This is a genomic window from Alphaproteobacteria bacterium (assembly GCA_016699735.1).
Taxonomy (GTDB): Bacteria; Pseudomonadota; Alphaproteobacteria; order Micavibrionales; family Micavibrionaceae; genus JAGNKE01.
Genome location: CP065008.1, coordinates 2,002,437 through 2,025,695, shown reverse-complemented (window position 1 = coordinate 2,025,695; position 23,259 = coordinate 2,002,437). Strand labels below are relative to the sequence as shown.

Here is a 23,259-nt window from a genome sequence, read left to right as displayed (position 1 = left end):
CCGGCCCACTTTCCCTATTGAAAAGGGTGGGGGGTTTCGCTAGTCTGCGGCCATAATACATCCGCACGATCACCATTGAGGAATATCATGTCTTATCAGACCTTACGCCAGGAAGCCCCTGTAAACGGCGAATCCGGCCATGCCGCCGTTACTTTTCTGATCATCATCATCGTCGGCGCCCTTGGATTTCTGGCCGGACGGATGATTCCCTCCGCCAGCTTGCCCGCGCCGCTGCAGACCATCACTGCGGCGCAGTCCGCGCCGGAAGTCTCTGCTCCTTCGGTTCCGGCTTCCGCCGAGAATCCCGTTCTGGCGAAGGTCAACGGACAGGAGATCACCAAGGCCGATGTGCAAGACACTCTCAAAAATATGCCTGAAAACTTCAAGCAGTTCCCTGACGATGTTCTTCAGCAAATCGCTGTTGACCAGATGATCGGTGAGCGGGTCATTGATGCCAAGCTTTCCGGCGCAGGCCTTGAGAGCGATGCAGAGGTGCAGAAGGAACTGGCCAACGCCCAGAAGCAGATCGTGCGCTCCATCTTTATCGAGCGTGAAGTCAAGAAAGCCATGACCGAGGACCGTTTGAAAACGGCTTACGATGACTACATTAAGAGTTTCCCGAAAGTTGAGGAAGTGAAGGCCGCTCATATTCTTCTTTCCAAGGACGACGAAAAGAAAGCTCAGGCGCTGGTCAAGGAATTGGACGGCGGCGCGGATTTCGCCAAGCTGGCCAAGGAAAACTCCCTGGACGGTTCGGCTGAGAACGGAGGCGATCTTGGGTACTTTACCAATACCGAAGTCGTGCCTGAATTCGCCAAGGCCGCGTTTGAGACTAAGCCCGGTTCCTATACCAAGAAACCTGTTAAGACCGATTTCGGCTTTCATATCATCAAGGTCGAGGATAAGCGTCAGCGCCCTGCTGCCGACTTTGATACGGCCAAGCCTTATCTGGAGCAGGAAATCAGCCGCCAGCTTTATAATGAGGTGATCGCCAAGTGGCGCGAGGAAGCCAATATCGAGCAGTTTGACGCCAACGGCAAGCCCATCGATCTTTCCCAGCAGCAGGCCGAAGGCACTGAGCCGGATGCGGGAGCCGATGCCGGAGAAGCTGATGCGGTCGAGCCTGCCACAGGCACTGAAGAAGAGATTGAACTCGAAGCCCTGACCCCTGAGCCGGAGGCGCAGCCAGCCGAGGACAAAAAAGCATCCGAGTAAGACTGTTTCAGATTTGTTTTTTACAGAAGCCGCGGGTTGTTCGCGGCTTTTGCTTTTGTGGAATACTGAAAAATGGATATAACCATCTGATGAAAAAAATGAATTGTCATGAGGCGCTTGCCCTGCCGAGGCCGGACAAACCTTTGGGACTTCCTGTCATTTTGGTTGCCGCTGTTGCCTTGGTCAACGCGCAAGGGCTTGTTCTTCTGGCACAAAGGCCCAAGGGGAAAAGTATGGAGGGTCTTTGGGAGTTTCCGGGTGGCAAGGTGCAGGCGGGGGAGACGCCGGAATTTGCATTGATGCGCGAACTGGAGGAAGAGTTGGGGATCGAGACGCGGGAATGCTGCTTTTCCCCCATCGGGTTTGCCTCCCACAGCTATGCGGATTTTCACCTGCTGATGCCTTTGTTCGTTTGCCGAGTCTGGCGGGGGGAACCCCAACCCCTTGAGGCGCAGGCTCTGGCGTGGGTAGCGCCTCAGAATATGTATGATTACCCGATGCCGGAGGCCGATCTGCCGCTTGTTTACCAAATCCGCGATCGGTTGTAGAATGGGCGTATGTACCGCTCGGTCTACGATCTCAGGACTTTTTACAATTCCCCGCTCGGCCTTTGCGTTCAGAACGTCCTGAACCGCCGGATTGCGGCGTTCTGGCCGGATACGCACGGACTGCGCGTGATGGGTTGCGGTTATACCGTTCCTTATCTGGAGTCCTTCTGCGGGAATGCCGAGCGGGTCGTGGCCATGATGCCTTCGGGATTAGGCGCCGATACGTGGCCGAAGGACGGCAAAAATGTCGTTTTTCTTTCAGAGGGGGCGGGCCTGCCGATTGAAAATTCCTCCATGGACCGGATTCTTCTGGTTCATTATCTGGAGCATAGCGGGCAGTTGCAGCCAACTCTTCACGAGATTTGGCGGGTGCTTAAACCCAACGGGCGTATTCTGGTCATCGTTCCCAACCGTTCGGCTTTGTGGGCGCGGGTCGAATGGTCGCCGTTCGGGCACGGGCATCCGTTTTCTCTTTCGCAGCTGTGTTTCTTCCTGCGGGAAAATTTATTTGTGCAGGAACGCACACAGAGTGCGCTGTTCATGCCGCCGTTCAAATTCTCTATTTTCATGCGGTCGGCCAATTTGCTTGAACATATGGGGCGGACATTCCTGCCTATCGGGGCGGGGGTGCATATTATTGAGGCCAGCAAGCAAATCTACGCCGGGGTGGATAAGGGATCGGGATCAAAGGTTCTAGCTTATAAGCCCGGATTGTTCGGGCGGCCCCCCGGCGTTCCGGTGCCGCAGAGCTATACCTCGGATTAGTTTCCTATAAGCCCCGGAGGGGGGCGTCAGGGTCGATTTCTTCCATAAACTGGCGCTTACGGTCGGAATGGGTGACCTGATAGACGAGGCCGATCCAGCTTGAGAGGATGCTGCGGCCGCTATCCGTCCAGGTGTTTTCGAGGTTATCCGAGATAAATTCGCGGTGTTTGTCCAGCAGAGCCATGGTCGGCTGCTTTTCTTGGTGGGGTTGAATTTTTTCAATAATTTCCGGCTTGAAGTAGTTTTCGGGGAATGGCGGGCAGTCGGGCCTTTCTCCGGTTTCGAAGCGGCGGAGTTCGCGCTCATATTCCTTGAGCAGACTGATCGTGTCGTATTCGGGGTGGCCCTGCATACAGACGAGGCGGAAGCCATCCGCGCTGACGGCGATGTGCGTTCCGGCTTCCTTGCCCTTGACCAGAATTTTCATTTTAGCCGCGTGGAACTGATCCTCCGATATCGCATTGAAGCGCGAGTGCGGAACGTCGAAGACCGTATTCATGTTGCGGACCAGCGGGTGGGTGCGGTCTTCGATTCTATGCCGGTAGACGCCCCAGAGTTTTTGTCCGCCAGGGAGGGGCGTGCGCTTCTGATTATACCGGAATTGCATGACCGCGTGCGTGGCCAGACAGGAGCAGAGGGTGGAAGTCACGTTGTTCCACGACCAGTCCATGACTTTTTTCAGCGGTTCCCAGAAGGGTTCCTTCTCCAGATGCGGCTGGGAGATGTTCGCCCCGGTGACGATCAGGGCATCAAGACCCTCTTCCTGAAGTTTTTCAAACGGTTCGTAATATTTTTTAACGTATTCTTTTGTTTCGGCGCTGCGCTCCAATTCGTGAAGGGTGAAGGGGTGGACGTAGAGTTGCGCGATCTGGTTGCTTTCCCCGACATGGCGGAAAAACTGGCGCTCGGTGGCGGTCAGGGCGGCATCCGGCATCATATTCAGCAGGCCGATATGCATTTCGCGGATATCCTGCTTCGCGGCCCGGTCGGGCGGCAGGACTGTCCGGCCTTCCTGCTTGAGGCGCTCGAAGGTCGGCAGATCGTTATAAGCTACCAAAGGCATTCAAAGTCTCACGATCCGTTTGATTTCCTGATCAGTTCTCTATAAATAAGCTTTATAGGTTGGGAAGCAGTGCAAGTCCATGTCTAAAACATTGAGCGATATTCGCGTCAAAATCGACAAGATCGACGATAAGGTCCACGATCTGTTGATGGAGCGTGCGTCGCTCGTGTCCTCGATCGCCGAGGCCAAGCGCAAGTCGAATTTGCAGATGGTCCAGCCCGCCCGCGAGGCCAAGATGATCCGGCGTCTGCTGGCGCGGCATAATGGGCCTTTGCCGCGGCAGGCGGTCGTGCGGATCTGGCGGGAACTGGTCGGGGCGGTGGCGCTGCTGCAAACCGGGCTGACCGTGGTGGTTTTTGCCGATGAGCATGGCAACCCTCACTGGGACATGGCCAAGGATTATTTCGGCAGCATCGTGCCGATGAAAAAGATCAATTCACGGGCCGGGGCGGTTGGCGCGGTTCGCAACGATGAAACGTCGTTTGCCGTCCTGCCGTGGCCGGAGTTGGATCAGAACGACGCATGGTGGGTGCATCTGTTCGATCAGCATTCCGAGAAAATGTCGATCCTCTGCGCCCTTCCGTACGGCAGTCACGGGCGGAAATCGACGCAGAACCCGACGCACCGTTCGCTGGTCGTTTCCAAATTCGAGTTTTTGCCTTCCGATGACGATTGCACGTTTCTGGGGCTGGACCTCAGGGTCAGCGTCAGCCGGACGCGGGTGGTCGATCGTCTCGCCGAGCATGGTGTGAGCGTCGTCAATCTCTATAGTTCCAAGTCTTCGGCGCGGCCCGACTACAACGCACATCTGGTGGAGGCGCGGGGGTATATCGCTCCGGACTCGCCTTTACTTGACGCGCTGCGCCAGATTTTTGATGCGGATTGCCGTTATTGCGGCGTGGTCGGCGGGTATCCGGCGGTGCCGGAACTTGATGAATGATCCTGCGGCTTATGCCGCGCCCTAATATAAAATGTTTAATACCAATCAAACCTGAAGGTTTAGTCTTTCAGGTTTAGAACAAGGAATATCGTCATGTTTAATAAAGTCACCATTATCGGTCTGGGGCTGATCGGCTCTTCGCTCGCCCGGATCATTCTGAAAAAACGGCTGGCGAATACGCTGGTTGCGGCGGACGTCAATCTGGATGTCTGCAAGACTGTCAACGATCTGGGGCTGGCGCATAAAGTCACGGATCATCTGGCCGAAGCGGTTGAGGGCGCCGATCTCGTCATCCTTGCTGTTCCGGTCGGGGCGATGCAGAAAGTCGCGGAGCGGATCGCGCCTGCGCTCAAGCAAGGGGCGATCGTGACCGATACCGGGTCGGTCAAGATGGCGGTGATTGAGGCGGTCAAACCTTACTGCCGTCCGGGAGTTGAGTTCGTGCCGGGGCATCCGATTGCCGGGACCGAGTTTTCGGGGCCGGAGGCCGGGTTTCTGGAATTGTTTGAAAACCGCTGGTGCATTCTTACGCCTCTGCCCGATACGGGGATACGGTCGGTCGAGAAGGTGACGAAGCTGTGGGAGGAGTGCGGGGCGAATATCGAGATTATGGAGCCGGCGCATCACGATCTTGTTTTAGGCATTACTTCGCACCTGCCGCACCTGATTGCGTACACGATTGTGGGCACCGCAACGGATTTGGAGGACGACATTAAATCTGAAGTGATCAAATTTTCGGCTTCGGGGTTCCGGGATTTTACGCGGATCGCAGCGTCTGATCCGGTGATGTGGCGCGATATTTTCCTGAATAACAAGGGAGCGGTCCTTGAGGTCTTGCAGAGGTTTTCCGAAGACCTGACCGCGCTGCAGAAGGCGATCCGGCAGGGGAACGGGGACTATCTTTATGAAGTCTTTACGAAGACCCGCGCTATCCGCAAGCAGATCGTCGAAATCGGACAGGCTGAGTAACCGTCATTCGTGCGGCTGAGTGTGAAGCCTGCGGCGTTCGGGCGGAAATTCGAAGATTTTGATCGGTCCCAGATACACCGCCCGGTCGCTCTTGGTCAAACTGACTCTGGCGATGCCGCCGCGTTCGAACGCCTTCAGGCCTGCGCCCGCGATCATGGCGGCTTGCGGACGGATAATCCCTTTTTCCGCCAGTCCTGCGATAAAGGGCTGGTAGTTTTCCAGTTCGAGTGTGAGATTGATTCCGGGATTCAGATCGTCCTGCAGATCAATGCGCCCCGCGACGCGGATTTTGAAATTGCCGCTCACCGCCTCGCTTTCGGTAATGTCGTAGATTTTCCCGCGAGGGCGGATGACGGCGTGCAGGGAGTCAAAATCCTGCCCCTCCTTCCAGAAGCGGGCCTTTACGCTGATTTTTACGGCCTCGAGGGTCAGGGGCATATAGGGCAGGGGCCAGGATTCGGCGGAAAAGGATTCGAACTCGGCGGTTCCGGCGGGGCTGAGCACACTGTGCGGTCCTAAGGATAACTTCATTTTACCGGGGAAGCCCGAGATGGCGGGCGGTGCCTGCTTTAAAAAGCGGGAGGCGGTTTCGCGCTGGAAATTCGTCAAGGCGTTATTGACCCCGGCCTCGACATATCGGGCGACGATCAGCCAGTTGGCGATGTATCCGAACGCCAAAATAAGCAGTATTGCAGGCAAAAGCCAGCTTTTCCCTTTTGCTGCGGTCCGTTGAGTCTGGGCTTCGTTCATCAGGGCGACCGAACGGCCCTCCATGTCTTTCTCTAATTTCGAGAGGATTTCCGCGGGGGGCTTTCCCGGTTCGATGGGCGGCAGGAATTCGAAGACCACCGTGCCCGGTTTCTTGATCCAGCTATTGCGGGGCCAGAATACGCCTGTATTCATAGCGAGGGGGATGATGGGCAGGTTGGTGGCTTCCTGCAACCGGGCGACGCCGATTTTATAGGGCCGATCTTGCGCGGTCGTCGTTACGCTCACGCGGGTGCCCTGCGGGAAGATGATGACAGGGCGGCCCTGCGCCTGCATTCTTCTCGCACCGTCCTGAATGGACTCGATGGCGGATTTGGGGGTACTGCGGTCGATGGCGATGACGTCGGATTTGGCGAGATACTGCCCCCAGAGCGGGATTTTCAGCAATTCCTTTTTCAGAATGATCGCCGGGTCGTCGAAGAGAATGTGCAGCTTCGTCGTCTCGTACGCCGACTGGTGTTTGGAGGCGACGATGTAAGAGCCTGATGACGGGAGATACTCCCGTCCGCGCACTTCGAAGTCCAGCCCCAGAATGTATTTTTCAAGGATATGGTTGCAGAAGACAAATCCATGCACGACCGTCATGAACGCCTTTCGCGGCAGAAACAGAGTTGGCAGGCAGAGGACGCAGGCGGTGGCCGTCAGTCCGTAAAAGCAGAGATTGTAGATTGTAGACCGGATGACATACGGGGGCATTCGATTTTCCGGCTATTGTTGTTCGAGGGACATACGGGTGAGCCGGAATAAAATCTTATGGTATTCGCTGAAGGCCAGTTCCCAGAATTTCCAATTCAGAACGCCGTAATCGGTTTCCTCGACCGGGTGGGGGATAATTTTTAAATCCGGCATGACCCGTTTGAACTCCAGCAAGGCGCGGCCCATGTGGTACCCCGAAGTCACGAGACGGATGGATTTGACCTTGTTGGCCGTGATCCATTCCTGTGTCTCATCGGCGTTACCGTATGTGGTTAGCGCCTTATGGCCGAGAAACACGCAGCAGGTCGGTTTGGGTTGATTTCCCTTCCAGTTTTGCAGGATATCGGTCGCCGTCACTTTCTCATGGACACCGGAAATGAAGAGTTTCGGGGCGCGTTCCTGCGCCAGAAGGTCAAGGCCGGTCTGAATCCGGTGATTGCCGCCGGTCACGACGACGATTGCATCGGTCTTTTCGTTTTCATAGGCGGGGTTCACGGTCAGGGCGTAAAAGGAAAACAGCACGAAGCCGCCCAGCCACAGACTGAAGATCGCTGCGGACAGGCCCGAGAACGCCTTTATCAATAGAAGTTTCATCACCCCTCTTTTTACGGCATCAGGGAGAGAGTCCGCAAGACCGTCAGGCGGGCGGTCATACCGGCAATCAGGCAGGCGATGACGGGCAGGATGCAAAAAAGCGCGAAGGATGTGCTATCCAGGCTGATTTGCGGGATCAGGGGTGTGCCGCTCTGGCCTGTCAGGAAGAGAATAAGCATCGCCATGAACAACCCTGCCGCTGTGCCCAGAGTGCTGCCTAGCAGGGCAATCACGACTGCGTACCACTGGAACTGGCGGGCGATGTATTTATCCGACGCGCCAATGAGATGAAGAATCTCGACCTGATCCTTATGGATGGCCATTCTTGAACGTACGCCGCCCGATATTCCCGTGACGGTCGTGACGGCAACAATCAGGGCCACGAGCAGAGCTACCCATTGCAGAGTCCGTGTAAAGCGCAGAATATCCTGCAACCATTCGCGGTGGGTATCGACGTAGGATGTCGGGGAGAGGGCGTGAACCGCCTGTGTCAGCTTTTCAACCGATTCGTCGCTTGCGCTGTTCAGTTCGACGGCGATGAGGCCGGGCATGGGAAGCTCCTCCAGATTGAAATCTTCGCCCAGCCACGGGGAGACGAGCTTGCGGATGTCCTTTTCGCCCAGCGGCTCATAGGATTTGACCAGCGGGTTTTTCTGGAGCATCTGCGCGATTTTTTCGGTTTCCATCTTGATGGTTTCGGGCGAAAGGATGGTTCCGTCCTGATCCTCGGCCTTGATCTCAATGGTTATTTTATTTTCCAATCCGCTCGACCAGCGCTGGGTCATGGCGTGCAGGGAGAGTGTTCCCGCACAGGCGAGAACGGCCAGAAAGCTCATCAGTCCGACGAGCAGGAGGAGAAATCCGCGATCCGAGTCCGAGCCAAACGGCAGGTCGTAGCCCTTGGATCCGAGAGCGAGTTTGAGCAGGCGTTCCTGCATTTTCATATAAAATGGTGATGATCTAGCTGACATTTCTGATCTTCTGCGTTATCGGTCCCTGCCGGGATTCCTGCGTCAGGCGGCCGTGTTCAAGTATAAGGCGCGGATGGGCGTAGAGTTCCATGATGTGGGTGTTGTGGGTGGCGATGACAATGGTCGTGCCCATTTTATTGAGTTGCTCGAAGAGGCCCATCAGGCGGAAGCCGATGGTGTCGTCGAGGTTTCCGGTCGGCTCGTCGGCCAGAAGAAGTTTCGGGCGGGCGATGATGGCCCGGGCGATGGCGATGCGCTGCTGCTGACCGCCGGACAGGGTAGGGGGCAGGCGTTCCTTGCTGTCGCCCAAACCGACCCAGTCGAGAAGCTCGGTGACGTTGTTGCGGATTTCTTTTTCCGGGCGCTTCAATATCCGTAGCGGCAGGGCGACGTTATCGAAGGCGGAGAGATGATCCATCAGGCGGTAATCCTGAAAGACAATGCCGATTTTCTGGCGGATTTCGAAAAGGCGCTCGCGGGGGAGGAGGCCGACGTTACTGTCGAACATAAACAGGCTTCCGCGTGTTGGGCGGTGGCCGAGGAACATCAGGCTCAGCAGCGATGATTTTCCGGCGCCGCTCGGCCCGGTCAGGAAGTGGTAGGAGCCGGATTTTAACTCAAAGCCGATGTCGCTCAGGATTTCCGGGCCGGTTTCATAACGGAATCCTACGTTGTCAAATTTTATCACAGCCTGTTTTCCGTTTCCTGCGGGATTGCTCCCGGCTTGATTTTGCCGTCCTGACGATCCACCAGATACTGCAAGGCCAGCGCCCTGAGGTATGGATTGGCGATTTGCGAGGCTGAATCGTAAGATTGCTCATAAAGACTCTGGTCGGCAAGGATTTTCGAGACGTTGCGGGTGGCCTTGTTGCGATAGGCTGGGTCGTCGATTTTCCCGAGACTGGTTTTTGCATTGGCGTAGTCGCCCTTTTCTGCCTGAATTTCTGCGGTTTCACCAAATGCCTTGTGGCGCAGGGATGCGTTTTCCATACTCGCTGCGGTTTTCCATGCGCCCTCGTTATCGCCAGCGAAGGCCTGTGCCATGGCGATGTAGGTCAGGGCGATGGCATAGGAGGGTGGGTGTTTGATCTTCTCTGCTTCGGCGCGGAGTGTGATGAAGGCCGCGTTCTGTTTTTCTGTCGTTAACTTAAGATCGGCGAGTTCCATGCCGATGCCGCGAATGGTCATGGCCTGGGTATCGGGTGTGATGATTTTGGGGATCAGGGCGGTTGCCTCTTCAATTTTTCCCGCACGGGCGTAGGCCTTGGCCAGTTCGCGCAGAGTCTGGTCCTTTTCGGTTTTGTTTTCAAGGAGCGCGGCCTGTTTTTCAATTTCGTGGAGAATGCATATTTTATCTGCTGCCGCGCAGTGTTGCTGCGGCTCATTTTTTTCTGCTGCCCGGGTTTCTCCGGGCGATGCCATAAAAATCGCCAAGAGTAAAAATTTTAGGAATAAATTGTGCAGGAATAATTTTTGCATAGGCTTACAGTACTCTTTTCGAGGCGGTCTGTCTTGCCCGCGGGGGGAACAGACACTATATTTACAAAAATTATGCTCATTTGAGAAGAATCTGGCGCCCATGATACTCACCTGTCCCCACTGTGCAAGCCGATTCAAGGTTTATCCGCACGATCTTGGCGCCGTGGGGCGCAAGGTCCAATGCTCCGATTGTTCGCACGTCTGGTTTGCCTTACCTGACGGTTCGGAGGGTGAGGAGAGTGGCGAAGGAGCGTTTTTCCCCGAGGAGGATTTGTCCGACTTTTCTGCAGAGCCCGAAGAATTACAGGAATCTCCCCCTGAGCTGCCGCCTTCAGTGGAGGATGAGCGGCCAATCGGTCTCGACACGTTTGAAAATATGCTTCATGCGTCAGCCCCCCCCTCGACTGAGGAAATACCGGATGCCGTCAAGCCTTTGCCGGAGGAGCAGGTTTTTGTTCCGCCTCCCGTCGTGCGCGAGAGGCCGCCGCTGCGGAACGTACTTGCGGGGTATGGGGTTGCCGGGGCCGTGTTTCTTGTTTTTCTTATTTTGTTTATTTCCTTGCAGGGACCGATCGTGCGGAGCTGGCCTCCGGCTTCGGCGGCTTATGCCCTGATGGGTCGTTCGTCGGCAGTTCCCGGTGAAGGGCTGGTTTTCGACCGGATGGAGGCTTTTGAAGACAATAAAGGCGCGTTTGTATTGAGCGGGAATATTATCAACCTGACTAAAGAGAGCAAAGACGTGCCGATGATGGAGGTCGTCCTGCACTCGCAGTTCGATGAGGTGATGGAGCACTGGTATATCGAGCCGCCCAAGCCGAAGATGGAGCCGGAGGAGTCGATGGCCTTCGAGTCTGTCCTTGAGCGTACATCCGAGGCGGAGGCTGTGCGCGGGAAGGCTGCGGATATCACAGTGCGGTTCGTGCTGGCGGTCAGAACTGGCGCAGGAGGCGGCGATAGTACTCACGCTCCTCCGGCGGGCGCTCCATCTCACCCGAGCGGCGGCGAAGCTCTTTCAGAATCTCCTCCACACGCTTCTTCTCCGCCTCATCCGGAATCTTCACCTGAGAACCATGGTGAGGGCCATTCCCCTCCTCCTCCCCCCCATACGGGCGGCCCAGAGGATCATACTTCTGATTCCCATTGAAGCCCAATCCGGTCATCTGCTGCATCCTTTGAGAGAGGGTTTTTTGCAGCTGTTCCTGCGCTTCTTTCAGGTATTTGATCGCCAGATCCTGATGCGGGATGGATTCTGCGGGTTTATTTTGTCCTAGTTCATCAGAGGAACCGCGCATCTCCAGTTCGGCCTTGCCCATGCCTTCTGGCACTTGCTCAAGCTTTTCAGCCGATTCCAGCATCAGGCTGCCGAGAATATAGCGCAGGGCTTCCTGCTCGGCCTTGTTCGGGCGGCTGTCCGACGGGTCTGAGGGGGGCGACGATTCTGCGTTTTCCCCGGTGATATCCGCAGGCGGGCCGTCGGCGATGGCTTCTTCCTGTTCGGGCGCGGGCGGAATGACTTCTCCCGTCAGTTTTTCGTCCGGCGCCTGAGGTGGCGCTTGGGATGGTCCCGCACTTACGGGGGAGGAGTGTTGTTCGGCGCGGGGGGCATACCGGAAAGGCCGAGGTCTTCCATCGCCTGTTCATTCAAGGGAAGGGGTTCGGCAAAGCCTTCGGAAGTGCCTTGCGAGAATTTCTGACGGTTGGCCTGTTCGGTGGTCTGGTCGCGCAGTTTTTCCTGACTTTCGATCAACTGCTGCAACTCGTTGATTCCCTCCATCGCCATCTGCATATCTTCCGGGAGGGGCGCATCCATGGATGGGTCCATGAGGTCGAGCATATTCTGCAACTGGGAAAGGAGTTCCTTGGCGGAGTCGCGGTTGCCTGACTGCAATTCGGACTCCATCTGATCCATCATGTCCGAGAGTCTTTCGGGATTGATCATTTTTGCCAGTTCGTCGGGGTTGATCTCAGGGGTTTCCTCACCCTCCTGCATCCGCTTTTCCATTTCGCGGGAGAGTTCGATGTAATACTGCATCATGCTTTCGCGCAGATTGTCCATCAGGCGGGCGATTTCCTCTTCGCTGGTGTTCGGGTCGCGCAGGGCGTCTTCGAGTTCCTTCTGCGCCTGACGCAGGTCACGCATGGCCACGGAGAGGTTGCCGTCCTCGATGCTCAGAGCGGTTTCCCAGAGAAGGGCGATGAGGTCCGTTGCGGTTTTCTCGACCTCTTCAGGTTCCGTGATTTTGGCGTAGGTCAGGCGGGCGCTGGCGGTTTTGATCGCCAGATAGACTACCATGTCGTTATGGAAGAGATCGGGCGCCTGTAATATGGCCTCCAGATTGGCGGCGATGTCGTTAAAATCGCGGCCGGTTGACCAGGCCAGTTTTTTACGAAGGGCGATCAGCAGTTTGGCAACCGGGTGTTTGAACGTCCTTTCCGGCAGGGTCATTTTCACGGGTTCGACGCTGGCGGTCTGTCCCTTGTGGTCCTTGACGCTGAATTCGAAAATTACAGGCAGGCCCGCCCAGGTGTGTCCGGTGAGATCGTAAATCGGCTGGACTTTCAATTCCTTGCCGGGGGCGGACATGACGACCCGTTCTTCATGGGCATTTTTCCCTCTCGGCTTCTCAGAGACCATGTCATCGAGGCGCATGGTCATGGTCAGGTCGGTGACGGCGTAGTCATCCTGAACGATGAAGGGGAAGCGTATCTGTTTGTTCTGGAGGATTTCGTAAGGGGGCTGGTCTTCCTCTTTCTTGGCTTGGCGGTGTTCCGGGCCGGGCAGGGGCGGGAAGGATTCATCGACTAAGGGCGCAGGCGGCGGATTTTCTTGTGCTTTCTTGTCCGACGGCATTTCCCTGGGTTCCGACTTTCCTTCATCAGCGGATTTTTCGTCTTGATCTTTTTCCGCCTTCTCCTCTTCTTTCTTTTCCTCGAATTTCATCGTCGGTGGCTGGTCGATGATGAATTCATAGTCCCAGTCAGCGCGGGTCATCAGCAGTTGCGTAACCGTAATATCCGTCCCCGGCTCGATCTTCGTTTCGAAGCCGAAGAGGCCGTCGCCGAGATGATTCAGGGGGGCGGAGGTCTTGCCCATGCTCAGATGCGGCGGCGCCAGTGTGCCGAGCGTACTGAAGACGCGCACCTTGATTTCGCTGCCCTCGGGGATTTTCACGGGTTCGGCCAGAGACGAGCCGTTGATATGAAGTTGCGGCTGCGCGGTGTATTCGGGGGGCTTGATCCAGAGTTCGTCCTTGCGACCCTGCGAGAGGATGAAAGAGGGCGTGACGGGGAAAAGGCCGTTCCACATCCGGCGCTGCCAGTCGGTTCCGGCTACCAGAAGGGCCGAGACAAATAAAAGCAGCACCGCAAAGCGGAGAGCCTTCGGGTCATGGCGGGCAAGAAAGGAACGCGGGGCCGGCGTCCGCAGGCCGGGGAGGGCGGAGAGCATTTGCTTTTGCCCCTTGTCCCAGAGTTCGCGGGTTTCGCGTTTGTGCGGGTTGGCGAGGCGGTCTTCGAGCGCTCTGATCTGGCCGCGACGGAAGCGGCTGCTCTTTTCGAGGCGCAGATCGACGGAGGCCGGGTCGGGAACGGGCATGGTCAGGATGTCGCGGCGGAACAGGTAGACGAGGCCGCCGATAAAGAGGATCAATCCGGCGATCTGTCCGTTCAGACCGAAAAACTGGGGAACCTCCAAAATCCATAAAGACAGAAAAAGTAATACCCATAGAGCCGGGCGCCAGAAATGCAGAGTTAATTGTTCAATGAGGATGACAAACCATGCCTTGCGACGGCCGCGATGGAGGGCGTCGAGCAAGGGCTTGTTTTCAGAATCCAGCGGATCGAGCATATCTTACAGAATATCGTGTTTTCGCGGGCTGACCTATTATTTTCTGCCTCTTGAGGCCCAAAAAGGGTTAATTCACCTTAACCATTCCGGGATGGTTTCGCCTCGGGTCAGGTCGTGCAGGGTCTGGCGTTTACGGATTACCGCCATATTGCTTCCATCGACCAGAACTTCTGCGGGCAGGGGGCGGCTGTTGTAGTTGGAGGCCATTGAGAATCCATAGGCGCCTGCGGATTCGATTACGACCAGTTCGCCGCGCCGGACTTCCGGTATTTCCCTTTGCTTGGCAAAAATATCACCGCTTTCGCAGATCGGGCCGACAACGTCGTAGGCCTGTATCTTTCTGTCCGTACGTGAAAGGACGGGGCGAATGCCGTGATGGGCCTCGTAGAGGGCCGGACGGATCAGGTCGTTCATGGCCGCATCAAGGACCAGAAACTTGCGGTCTTCCGTTTCCTTGACGTAGAGGGTTTCGGTGAGGAGAACCCCGGCGTTGCCGACCATGTAGCGGCCGGGTTCAAGCTGGATTTCGGTATTGAGGGGCAGAATAATCTCCGCTACCCATTGCGCGAACGCGTCAAGGTCCAGAAGATTGTCGTTTTTGGTATAGGCGATCGGGAACCCGCCGCCGATATCCAGCCGTTCGACCGTGAGTTTTTCGGCACGCAGGCGCTTGACGAGATTGGCCACCGCCTCGTAAGCGGGGCGGAAGGAGTCCAGCGTCGTCACCTGCGATCCGATATGGACGGAGATGCCGACCGGGCGGACGTATTTCATGCCTGCGGCGCGGCGGTACATTTCGATGATCTTGTTTTCCGTATTGCCGAATTTGTGCTCTTTGCGGCCCGTGGAGATTTTGCTGTGCCCGCCGCCGGAAATATCCGGGTTCAGGCGGAAGAGGACTGCGGTTTCCTTGCCGGACTGTGCGGCGTAGTGGTTGACCTGCTCAAGCTCGACCCAGGATTCGATGATGAACTGGTGGATGTCCGCTTCCAGACAGGCGCGGATTTCCGGCTCGTTCTTGCCGAAGCTGGTGGAGATGATGCGGTCGCCCCTGAACCCGGCTTCGATGCCGCGAAACAGCTCCCCTTCTGAGACGATCTCAAGGCCGCTGCCCAGTTGCTGGAGTACGCGCAGAATGGCGATATTTGAGTTGGCCTTGCAAGCGTAGCACAGGACGGGCATACGCTCCGGCGGGAATACCTTTTCCAGAGCCGATTTCAAGGCATGATACTGACTGCGGATCGAGGCGGCGCTGTAGACGTAGCAGGGGGTTCCGACTTGCCGTGCGATTTCGGGGAGCGGGATGTCCTCGACGTGGAGGATTCCCTTTTTGTCGTGAAACGCGGTCATGCCTGTTCTACTTTCCCTGTGTCAGCGTATCTTTTTGCTCCAAGCCCGGCTGCGGGTCGGTCTGCGGGCTGGGATAGACGTTGGGGAACGTGCTTTCTTCGGCGCCTTCGGGAGGATCGACGTGATTGGGCTTAATCCCGCATCCTGCCAAAAGGATCAGGGAAAGCACGAGCAAGGTCGAGGATGCAGGGCGTGGGCAAATTTTTTTCATGGTCGTGGCGCACAGTTGTTTCCTTATTTTCTATCCCGGTTTATAACAAAAGGGAACCCCAAACCCTTTAAAGTGATACGGTTGCCCTGTTATGTCTGACCGCCCCGACCGATGGGTCCACCGTTACTTCCTTCCCGTAGGGTTTTTGTTCGTTTTTATTATTGCTTCCTTAAGCGTGTGCAAGAACAACGAGGACTCCCTGAAAAAGGCCGAAGCTCAAGTCTATCATCTCTTTCATTCCTTCATGAAATATCCCAAGGCACAATATTTGCCGGCTTTTTCGGTCTTGGGTCCGAAAGCAAAAATCGTAAATATCAAGGAGGACTTCAAAGGCAAGTTCATTATTCTTAATGTCTGGGCGACATGGTGCAAGCCCTGCGTCAAGGAGTTGCCTGAACTGCTGCGGCTACAGGAGTCTTACGGCAACGGGGAATACCGTGTGGTCGCGGTTTCCGTGAATACGCAAAAGGAGATCGACGATCTCCTCAGGTATATTAGGAAACTGGATGTTGAGAGCATTGCCGGGTATCACGATTATGAGGGGCAGCTGCAAAAATCGCTTAAAATCAAGGAATTGCCCGTTACCTATATCATCAACCGCCGGGGGCAACTTTTGTATCGAATCAGCGGGGACGCCCGCTGGACCAGCCCGGAAATCCGCAATTTCCTCAATCTTCTCCTGGCCACCCGCTAAGGCTCTTTTCCTAGGATTTTGTTAAGGGCTTGGGTGCTATACTTTAGCCGTATTCTGGCGCATTTTCGGGTTTTTTTATTCATGAGAGAGCATGAAAACCACCGCATGGAGACCATTTCGCAGGACCAGCTGGATGCGATGGTCGAGCTGCATAACCGTTTTCTGGACGGGCGGCTCGGGGGGCGTCGGGCGCATCTGTCCAATATTGACCTCACCGGATTATCCCTTCGCTCGAAGAACCTTCGGCAAGCCAATTTTATGGGCTGCGTCATGGAGCGGATGGACCTTTCGCATACCAGTTTTCAGGAGGCCAGTCTTTACGCCTGCGACCTCAGCAATTCCAATCTGTTTAAAACCGTCTTTACACGTTCAGACCTGCGCGGGGCGCGGATCGAGAATGCGAACCTCGAAGGGGCGGATCTCGAGTCGGCGGATTTGCGCGTGGGCGGTTTGGCCCGAAACGGGAATTTCAATACCGGGCGCGTGGTGAATTTCCGGGGGGCGAATCTGAGCGGCGCCAAGCTGACCGGGTCGATGGCCTCGAATGCTGATTTTTCGGATGCGATGATGGCGGGGGTCAATATTTCCCGCGCCGATTTGCGCGGGGCGAAGCTGGAGGGGGCGAATTTGAGCAACGCCCAGATTTCAGGCACCCAGTTGACGGGCGCGAGTATGAAATCCGCAATTCTTGTCGGGGTTGAGCTTAAGGAGCTGAGGGGCAAGGGCGTCGATTTTTCCGAGGCGATTACGGATGAGAATATCGGCACGTCGATTACCGCTCTGGCCGAACCTTTGCCCAAGCTGATCGAAAAGCACCGGATGTGGCTGCGGACTGTTGGGGAGAGCGGGCAGCAACTTGACCTCAGCGACGTCGATATGCGGCAGCTCGGTACGCTCAAGCTGGAGAAGATGACGGCGGTGCGCGCCGTTAAGACAAAATTTTTCGGCATGAACCTCTATAAGGTTGAATTGCAGAGCGCGGTTCTGGATCAATCGGATTTCCGCAACTGCGACATGGAGGGGGCCGATCTGCGCGGGTCTTCGTTCAAGGAAGCCAATCTTTCGCATGCGAAGATGATTGGTGCGAATTGTTCGTCCCTTCTGATCGGGACGGGTGGGGCGATGAACAAGTTTCATCCCTGCGATTTTTCCCAGGCGCGGTTGCGCTATGCAGAGATGAAGGGGGCGCAGTTCAAGAACGCGATTTTCCGCGGGGCCGATTTATCCTTTGCCGATTTGCGGGATGCCGATTTGCGGGACGCCGATTTCACGGGGGCTATTCTTGAAGGAACAATTCTGGACGGGGCGCAGACTGAAGGCGCCGTCTTCGACCGTGACCGGAGCCGTCCGGTGTTCCGTCTGCCTGCGGATGGTCAGAGAGAATAAATCCTATAATTTTTCCGTCAGTTCCGGCACGGCCTGAAAGAGGTCGGCGACGAGGCCGTAATCCGCGACCGCGAAGATGGGCGCGTCGGCATCCTTGTTAATCGCCACGATGACTTTCGAATCCTTCATACCTGCGAGATGCTGGATGGCGCCGGAGATGCCGATAGCGATATAGAGTTTCGGTGCGACGATTTTTCCGGTCTGGCCGACCTGATAATCGTTGGGGACGAATCCGGCATCCACAGCGGCGCGGGAGGCGCCGACGGCGGCGCCCAGCTTGTCGGCAAGTTTCTCAATCATCGCGAAGTTTTCGCCCGATCCCAAGCCGCGGCCGCCGGAGACGACGATTGTTGCGGCGGTCAGTTCCGGGCGTTCGGATTTCGAGAGTTCCTCGCCCACGAAAGATGAGAGGCCGGAGGCACCCTTAGCCGCGATGTTTTCAATAGCGGCATTGCCGCCCTGAGCCGAAGCGGGGTCGAAGGCCGTGCCGCGCACGGTGATGAGTTTGATGGAATCGGCGGAGCGCACGGTGGCCACGGCGTTCCCTGCATAGACGAGGCGCTGGAAGGTGTCGGGGGTTTCCACGGCGGTAATCTCGGAAATCTGCTGCACGTCCAGAAGCGCGGCGGCGCGGGGCAGGAGGTTTTTCCCGAAAGTCGTGGCCGGAGCGAGGATGTGCGTGTAATTTTTGGCGAGATCAACGATGATCGGCGTCACGTCCTCGGGCAGCTGGTGCGCGAGTTCGGCGGCGTCAGCCAGCAGGATTTTCGTGACGCCGGAGATTTTCGCAGCGGCTTGGGCGGCGGCGGCGCAATTCGATCCGGCGACAAGTACATGAATTTCCCCGCCGATTTTTGCGGCGGCCCCCACGGCGTTCAGGGTGGCGGGTTTCAGGGCTTTGTTGTCGTGTTCGGCGATGACGAGTGTGGCCATGCTTTTTTCCTTTCTGGATCCCGGATCAAGTCCGGGATGCTGTTCGCTGCGCTCACAGCACCCTTGCTTCGTTTTTCAGTTTATCCACCAGTTCATCCACGGAAGAAACCTTCACGCCGCCCTTGCGGATGGGGGGATCGGTGACTTTAACCACAGAGAGGCGCGGCTTGATATCCACAACCAGAGCGGCGGGGTCTATGATCTCCAGCGGTTTCTTCTTCGCCTTCATGATGTCGGGCAGCTTGGCGTAGCGCGGTTCGTTCAGGCGCAGGTCGGTGGTGATGATCGCGGGCATTTTGAGTTCGAGGGTTTGCAGGCCGCCATCGATCTCGCGGGTGACCTTGAGTGAGCCCGCCCCGATCTCCAGTTTCGAGGCGAAGGTGCCCTGCGGCCAGCCGAGCAAGGCGGCGAGCATCTGGCCGGTCTGGTTGGAATCATCGTCGATGGATTGTTTGCCGAGGATGATGAGGTCCGGCTTTTCCTTGTCGGCAATCGCTTTAAGGATTTTGGCGACAGCCAAAGGCTCCACGCCGCCGAGGTCGATGGGTGCGTCGGTTTTCACCAGAATCCCCCGGTCCGCGCCGATGGCCATGGCGGTGCGGAGTTGTTCCTGCGCCTTATCGGGACCGATGGAGATGGCGATAATTTCCTTAGCCTTGCCGGATTCTTTCAAACGCGCGGCTTCCTCGACGGCGATTTCGTCGAAGGGGTTGAGCGACATCTTCACGTTGGCGGTATCGATGCCGGACTGGTCGGATTTCACGCGGATTTTGACGTTGTAATCGACGACGCGTTTGACGGGGACGAGGATTTTCATGGGGAACTCCGAGCAGCCATTCAAAACTTTGTAAATTTATATAGCTGATAAAAGTGCATCGAACAATTCATATGAAAACAGGCCGCAAATGCTTTAGGGGTTGAATTGATTTTGCAGGGCGGCTTTTGGCGGGTTTATTTCCATGCTCGTTTTTTTGATTTGTTCATAGATTTCCTGCGCGGCTTTCCGGCCTGTTTCTTCATTGTTGGAGTCGAAATAAGCGTACAATATTGCGACATTATTATTTTTGAAGAAGGTCGCGTAGCTGTAGCCATGCATAGGTAATTTACTTTCTTTGTCAAAGAAGTAAATTTTTGAATATGCTGTAGTTAGTAATTTGTTTTTTTCTAATATTCTAGGTTTTTCAAATTTATTTATATCTTCGTTAGGGATGTTGTCTTTGTTAAATTCTTCATAAAAGTTTTGATAGTACAGGGTTATAAATTCTTTTTCTTCAACATGCTCTCCTTTCATGGCGTTTGTATATTCTAAAAGAATGCACGAGCCATCAGGGGTAATTTTGTTAGCCATAGGAAAGTAGTCTTTGGTGTTCGCAAAAAATAGACCTTCGATATGATCAATCCAGTCACCCTCGTTTCCCTCCACATGAACAAACCGCTCGGGCAGTTCGATTGTGAAGAATGAGGTTTTTATAATTTTTTTCTCAAGGCCTGCCTTTTCCGCCCAAGCGGGCGCAGACAAACAGGCGATTAAAACAGCCAGAAGAAAAACAACGAATCTCATGCCGTATCCTACCGCCTAACGGCTCAAATACGCCAGCATGAGGAGAACGAGGGCGAGGCCTTGCAGCATTACGCGGGCCTGCATCAGCTTGTTGCCGTATTTTTTATTGAACTCTCCGCCCTTGAGCATCCCGACGATCCCCACCACCAGTACGCCGAGAACGGCGGCGGCGGCCAGAAGCATGAGGACCACGAAAACATTATGCATGGGTCAGGCCTTTTTCTTTGCCGTCTTCGTCTTTTTTGCCGCCGGGGCGCGGCAGGTCATGAAGTAATTCACGGCGACATCGGAGTTTGAAAGGGCGAAGGAGTCCTTTAACGGGTTATAGATCAGGCCGCTGAGGTTCGCGGGCTCGAGTCCGACGGCGCGGGCGTGGCTTGCGAGTTCCGAGGGCTTGACGAATTTTTTCCAGTCATGCGTGCCGCGGGGAACCCATCTGAGGACATACTCCAGCGCCACAATACCGAGGGCGTAGGATTTCGGGGTGCGGTTCAGGGTCGAAAAGATCACGAGGCCGCCGGGAGCGACTTTGTCGGCGATCATGGTCACGAAGTCTTGCGGGCTCGGGACGTGTTCGATGATTTCCAGTGCGAGGACGATATCGAATTTTTCCTTAAGATCCATGGCGTCCATAAAGCGGTAGTTTATGGATAGGCCATTTTGCGCGGCATGGGCTTTGGCGGCCTGGATAGCGTTTTCGTCGGCATCGAGGCCCGTTACCTTTGCGCCCATACGGGTGAGGGGTTCGCAGACCAGCCCGCCGCCGCAGCCGACATCGAGAATTTTCAAGTTTTCCAGCGCCGTCAGGCTTTTTTCATCCCGGCTGAAATGTCCGCACATCCGGTTTTTGAGGTATTTCATCCGTGTCGGGTTGGCGCGATGGAGGGGCTTGAAGGGGCCGTTTTCATCCCACCAATGTGCGGAATCCTTCGCGAAATGCCGGATTTCCGCCTCATCGACCGTGGAGGCTGTGTCTTTCCTGCGGGCCGAGTTTTTCGCGCCGGACATCATAAATCCCTTTGATTTTTTAATCCGGGGCCAGTATGGATAACCTTCGTATGAAATACAAGGGTTTGGACGAGCGGAATCATGGCTCTGATCGTTATGAAATTCGGGGGGACTTCGGTCGCGGATGTCGAGAAAATCGAGAACGCGGCGGAGAAGGTCGTCAAGGAAGTCGAGCGCGGGAATAAGGTCGCCGTGGTGGTTTCCGCCATGTCGGGCGTGACCAACCAGCTTGTCGCCTATTGTTCCGAGATCAGCCCGCTGCACGATGTGCGCGAGTATGACACGGTCGTTGCCAGCGGGGAGCAGGTGACAGCAGGGCTGATGGCGATGGCGCTGCAGAAGCGAGGGGTCACGGCGCGGTCGTGGCTGGGCTGGCAGATTCCGATCAAGACCAGCAATATGCACGGCAAGGCGCGGATCGAGGAGATCGAGACAAAGGAGCTGCACAAGCGGCTGGATGCTGGAGAAGTTGTTGTTGTTCCCGGATTTCAGGGCGTGACCAAAAACAAAAGGATTACAACTTTGGGCCGGGGAGGGTCGGATACTTCTGCCGTGGCTTTGGCCGCCGCCTTGAAGGCTGAGAGGTGCGATATCTATACGGATGTCAAGGGCGTCTATACCGCCGATCCGCGCATCGTCCCCAAGGCCAAGATGATTCCCAAAATATCCTATGAGGAGATGCTGGAACTGGCGTCTCTGGGCAGCAAGGTTTTACAGACTCGCTCGGTTGAAATGGGCGCCAAGAGCGGTGTTCCCATTCAGGTTCTCTCGACCTTTGAGGACTATATCGGCAGCGATCTGAAAGGCACACTCGTTACAAATGAGGAAAACATCGTGGAACAGGAAATCGTCAGCGGTATCGCGCATAATAAAGATGAAGCCAAAATCACCGTCGTTGGGGTCGAGGACAAGCCGGGGGTTGCGGCCTCCCTGTTCGAGCCTTTGGCAAAATCGGCGATCAATGTGGATATGATCGTGCAGAATATTTCCTCGCGTGACGGGAAGACGGACATGACGTTTACCGTTCCCCGCGCTGATCTGGAGCGGGCGCTCAAGACCCTTGAAGGGCTGAACACGAAACTTAAATATGAAACGCTCGTCGTTGATCCGAAGGTGGCAAAAGTCTCGGTGGTGGGAATCGGGATGAGAAGTCATGCCGGCGTTGCCAATAAAATGTTCCGTACGCTGGCCGACAAGGGAATTAATATTCAGGTAATCTCCACTTCGGAGATCAAAATCAGCGTTCTCATTCAGGAAGATTACACAGAACTTGCGGTTCGTTCGCTTCATGCCGCATATGGGCTGGAAGAAAACAAAAAGATAGCGTAATCTTCCGCATTATGGCGGACCGCAAATCACATACATCCGGCCCGGATGATCTGGACAACTACAAGGACATGGATGTCGGCGATATTCTGCGGCGGACGCGGCTGCATTACGGGCAGAGCCTTAAGGATATCGAAAACGCCCTGCGGATACGCGAGAGCCAACTCAAAGCCATTGAGAACGGCGAGATCGAAAAGCTTCCGGGGCGGGTTTACGCCATCGGATTCGTTCGGACCTATGCCGAGTATCTGGGGCTGGATGGGGCCAAGATCGCGCAGCTTTTCAAGTCCCAATATATGGACGCGCAGCCGAAGAGCGAACTCAGCTTTCCGGTTCCGGCGTCCGAGAGCCAGACGCCTTCGTCGTGGGTGCTGATCGGGTCGGTCATCGCTGCGGTTGCGATTCTCTCCGGCTGGCTGTTTCTTCAGGGGGGCGGGAAGAAAAGTGCTCCTGCCGTTCCTGAGGTTCCCGGCGCCTTCAAGGAGAAGGTCGAAGGGGCCAGTGCTCCGATTCCCGATTCTCCGCTGCCGGGCCTGACGGAAAGTTCTGCTCCGGCGGATCCTGCTTCTGCACAGGTTGAGAAAACCGGGGGGCTGGTTCTGAATCTTCTGACGGATAGCTGGGTCGAGATCAAAGACAAGGACGGTAAAAAGATCGTCTCGGACAGGCTTAAGGCCGGGGATCAGTACCATATTCCCGACAATCCGGGGCTGACCATGACTCTGGGCAATGCGGGCGGGGTCGAGTTGCTGATCGACGGAAAAGCTCTCAAGCCTCTGGGTGAAAAGAATGAGGTCCGTAGCGATATTCCTCTGGATACAACTTTCCTGAAGACCCTTGAATTCAAGGAACCCGAGGTTATGCCAGAGCCGCCCGACGATTCCGCCTTGCAAGGGCCGAGTGCGGGTGAAGATCCTGAAGAGTAGATCGAGTTT

General features: G+C 55.8%; 24 protein-coding genes. 10 read left to right on the top strand and 14 right to left on the bottom strand.

What is annotated here, in order from left to right; all coding sequences use genetic code 11:
• Positions 1-87 precede the first annotated feature (87 nt).
• The 3 genes from IPN28_10065 (at position 88) to IPN28_10055 (ending at position 2,528) form a co-directional block, all read left to right on the top strand.
• Entirely contained in the window at positions 88-1,215 is a 1,128-nt protein-coding gene (locus tag IPN28_10065; protein QQS56612.1) for a peptidylprolyl isomerase, read from the top strand.
• Positions 1,216-1,313: 98 nt separating this feature from the next.
• Positions 1,314-1,763: a (deoxy)nucleoside triphosphate pyrophosphohydrolase gene (locus IPN28_10060; GenBank protein ID QQS58601.1), complete on the top strand. Its 450-nt coding sequence runs from the start codon at positions 1,314-1,316 to the stop codon at positions 1,761-1,763.
• Between the two features lie 9 nt (positions 1,764-1,772).
• Positions 1,773-2,528: a methyltransferase domain-containing protein gene (locus tag IPN28_10055; GenBank protein QQS56611.1), complete on the top strand. Its 756-nt coding sequence runs from the start codon at positions 1,773-1,775 to the stop codon at positions 2,526-2,528.
• Positions 2,529-2,532: 4 nt separating this feature from the next.
• Here IPN28_10055 and IPN28_10050 read toward each other — a convergent pair whose 3' ends face one another.
• Positions 2,533-3,591: a homoserine O-succinyltransferase gene (locus IPN28_10050; protein ID QQS56610.1), complete on the bottom strand. Its 1,059-nt coding sequence runs from the start codon at positions 3,589-3,591 to the stop codon at positions 2,533-2,535.
• 79 nt (positions 3,592-3,670) lie between these two features.
• Between IPN28_10050 and pheA the strand changes: the two genes are divergently transcribed.
• Both pheA and IPN28_10040 read left to right on the top strand, forming a co-directional pair.
• Positions 3,671-4,531 (top strand): chorismate mutase, encoded by an 861-nt coding sequence (gene pheA / locus IPN28_10045; protein ID QQS56609.1) that lies wholly within the window; start codon positions 3,671-3,673, stop codon positions 4,529-4,531.
• Between the two features lie 93 nt (positions 4,532-4,624).
• On the top strand, positions 4,625-5,500 hold the full coding sequence (locus IPN28_10040; GenBank protein ID QQS56608.1) for a prephenate/arogenate dehydrogenase family protein: 876 nt from the start codon (positions 4,625-4,627) through the stop codon (positions 5,498-5,500).
• Between the two features lie 3 nt (positions 5,501-5,503).
• Here the strand turns inward: IPN28_10040 and IPN28_10035 are convergent, their stop codons facing one another.
• From IPN28_10035 to IPN28_10015, 5 genes are read right to left on the bottom strand one after another with little or no spacing between them, the layout of a single operon-like run.
• A complete protein-coding gene (locus IPN28_10035; protein QQS56607.1) occupies positions 5,504-6,964 on the bottom strand; it encodes a 1-acyl-sn-glycerol-3-phosphate acyltransferase in 1,461 nt (486 codons plus the stop codon).
• 12 nt (positions 6,965-6,976) lie between these two features.
• Entirely contained in the window at positions 6,977-7,558 is a 582-nt protein-coding gene (locus tag IPN28_10030) for a YdcF family protein (GenBank protein QQS56606.1), read from the bottom strand.
• Positions 7,559-7,569: 11 nt separating this feature from the next.
• Complete coding sequence (locus tag IPN28_10025; GenBank protein QQS56605.1) at positions 7,570-8,529, bottom strand: FtsX-like permease family protein; 960 nt, start codon at positions 8,527-8,529, stop codon at positions 7,570-7,572.
• A complete protein-coding gene (locus IPN28_10020; GenBank protein ID QQS56604.1) occupies positions 8,519-9,217 on the bottom strand; it encodes an ATP-binding cassette domain-containing protein in 699 nt (232 codons plus the stop codon). The genes IPN28_10025 and IPN28_10020 overlap by 11 nt, the downstream gene beginning before the upstream one ends.
• Positions 9,214-9,951 (bottom strand): hypothetical protein, encoded by a 738-nt coding sequence (locus tag IPN28_10015; protein QQS56603.1) that lies wholly within the window; start codon positions 9,949-9,951, stop codon positions 9,214-9,216. Before IPN28_10015 ends, IPN28_10020 begins: the two co-directional genes overlap by 4 nt.
• A 157-nt stretch (positions 9,952-10,108) precedes the next feature.
• Here IPN28_10015 and IPN28_10010 point away from each other — a divergent pair, with 157 nt between their 5' ends.
• Complete coding sequence (locus IPN28_10010) at positions 10,109-11,152, top strand: zinc-ribbon domain-containing protein (protein ID QQS56602.1); 1,044 nt, start codon at positions 10,109-10,111, stop codon at positions 11,150-11,152.
• Positions 11,153-11,578: 426 nt separating this feature from the next.
• On the opposite strand, the gene IPN28_10005 is transcribed toward IPN28_10010, so the two are convergent.
• The 3 genes from IPN28_10005 to IPN28_09995 all read right to left on the bottom strand — a co-directional run bounded on the left by IPN28_10005 (position 11,579) and on the right by IPN28_09995 (position 15,416).
• Positions 11,579-13,855, bottom strand: a complete 2,277-nt coding sequence (locus tag IPN28_10005) for a DUF4175 family protein (protein ID QQS56601.1) — start codon at positions 13,853-13,855, stop codon at positions 11,579-11,581.
• A gap of 72 nt (positions 13,856-13,927) precedes the next feature.
• Positions 13,928-15,205 (bottom strand): diaminopimelate decarboxylase, encoded by a 1,278-nt coding sequence (gene lysA, locus IPN28_10000; GenBank protein ID QQS56600.1) that lies wholly within the window; start codon positions 15,203-15,205, stop codon positions 13,928-13,930.
• Positions 15,206-15,212: 7 nt separating this feature from the next.
• Complete coding sequence (locus IPN28_09995; protein ID QQS56599.1) at positions 15,213-15,416, bottom strand: hypothetical protein; 204 nt, start codon at positions 15,414-15,416, stop codon at positions 15,213-15,215.
• 91 nt (positions 15,417-15,507) lie between these two features.
• Between IPN28_09995 and IPN28_09990 the strand changes: the two genes are divergently transcribed.
• Both IPN28_09990 and IPN28_09985 read left to right on the top strand, forming a co-directional pair.
• Positions 15,508-16,110 (top strand): TlpA family protein disulfide reductase, encoded by a 603-nt coding sequence (locus tag IPN28_09990; GenBank protein QQS56598.1) that lies wholly within the window; start codon positions 15,508-15,510, stop codon positions 16,108-16,110.
• A gap of 114 nt (positions 16,111-16,224) precedes the next feature.
• A complete protein-coding gene (locus IPN28_09985) occupies positions 16,225-17,496 on the top strand; it encodes a pentapeptide repeat-containing protein (protein ID QQS58600.1) in 1,272 nt (423 codons plus the stop codon).
• A gap of 3 nt (positions 17,497-17,499) precedes the next feature.
• Here IPN28_09985 and IPN28_09980 read toward each other — a convergent pair whose 3' ends face one another.
• The 5 genes from IPN28_09980 to ubiG all read right to left on the bottom strand — a co-directional run bounded on the left by IPN28_09980 (position 17,500) and on the right by ubiG (position 20,998).
• Positions 17,500-18,429, bottom strand: coding sequence for an FAD-binding protein (locus IPN28_09980; GenBank protein QQS56597.1), 930 nt, complete (start codon positions 18,427-18,429; stop codon positions 17,500-17,502).
• 52 nt (positions 18,430-18,481) lie between these two features.
• Positions 18,482-19,246 (bottom strand): electron transfer flavoprotein subunit beta/FixA family protein, encoded by a 765-nt coding sequence (locus IPN28_09975; GenBank protein ID QQS56596.1) that lies wholly within the window; start codon positions 19,244-19,246, stop codon positions 18,482-18,484.
• A 93-nt stretch (positions 19,247-19,339) separates the two neighbouring features.
• Positions 19,340-19,990: a hypothetical protein gene (locus IPN28_09970; GenBank protein ID QQS56595.1), complete on the bottom strand. Its 651-nt coding sequence runs from the start codon at positions 19,988-19,990 to the stop codon at positions 19,340-19,342.
• A gap of 15 nt (positions 19,991-20,005) precedes the next feature.
• Positions 20,006-20,197, bottom strand: a complete 192-nt coding sequence (locus tag IPN28_09965; GenBank protein ID QQS56594.1) for a twin transmembrane helix small protein — start codon at positions 20,195-20,197, stop codon at positions 20,006-20,008.
• Positions 20,198-20,200: 3 nt separating this feature from the next.
• On the bottom strand, positions 20,201-20,998 hold the full coding sequence (gene ubiG / locus IPN28_09960) for a bifunctional 2-polyprenyl-6-hydroxyphenol methylase/3-demethylubiquinol 3-O-methyltransferase UbiG (GenBank protein ID QQS56593.1): 798 nt from the start codon (positions 20,996-20,998) through the stop codon (positions 20,201-20,203).
• Positions 20,999-21,079: 81 nt separating this feature from the next.
• Between ubiG and IPN28_09955 the strand changes: the two genes are divergently transcribed.
• Positions 21,080-22,327 carry an aspartate kinase gene (locus tag IPN28_09955; GenBank protein QQS56592.1) on the top strand — a complete coding sequence of 416 codons (1,248 nt, stop codon included), beginning with the start codon at positions 21,080-21,082 and terminating at the stop codon, positions 22,325-22,327.
• 11 nt (positions 22,328-22,338) lie between these two features.
• Positions 22,339-23,250 (top strand): helix-turn-helix domain-containing protein, encoded by a 912-nt coding sequence (locus IPN28_09950; GenBank protein ID QQS56591.1) that lies wholly within the window; start codon positions 22,339-22,341, stop codon positions 23,248-23,250.
• Positions 23,251-23,259: the final 9 nt, after the last annotated feature.